This window comes from Paraburkholderia ginsengiterrae (assembly GCF_001645125.1).
In the GTDB taxonomy this organism is placed as follows: Bacteria; Pseudomonadota; Gammaproteobacteria; order Burkholderiales; family Burkholderiaceae; genus Paraburkholderia; species Paraburkholderia ginsengiterrae.
Genome location: NZ_LXKA01000292.1, coordinates 1 through 437 on the forward strand (window position 1 = coordinate 1; position 437 = coordinate 437).

Here is a 437-nt window from a genome sequence, read left to right on the forward strand (position 1 = left end):
CAAACCGCACGTGCGGGCGATCACGGCGCGAACTGATTCGCCACGGTCTGCCCTGCATTTCGTACCAGCGCCACACAGCGGCTTCGCAGATTTGCTGTTCAGTGTCGGGGCAGGTTCCGTCAATCACGTCCTCGAAGTGCAGCGCATGGGCCACGCCATCCCGCCAGTGCCACCACAGGTCATCCGCGATCAATCCCACCGTGAAACCGAGCTGGATCAACGGGAATTGCACCCATCGCGGATCGCCGAGGTCCTGTGCCGCGAACCATCCCACCACGTTCGTGTAGACGGCCAGGATGAACATGGCAGCCCACAGGAACCGGATGAAGGGGGGAACCCGCAGGATGCGGTGACTGCGCAGTCGTCGTGGGATCACGACGAACTTCCATGAAGTACTCGCCAGCATTGATGCAGAAGCTGTTCGCGCCTGAAGTATC

At 61.1% G+C, this 437-nt stretch carries 1 protein-coding gene; it reads right to left on the minus strand.

All coding sequences use genetic code 11. From position 1 onward, the window contains the following. On the minus strand, positions 1 to 406 hold a 406-nt coding region (locus A6V37_RS20865; protein ID WP_157447895.1), incomplete at its 3' end, for a hypothetical protein. Between the last annotated feature and the right edge of the window lie 31 nt (positions 407 to 437).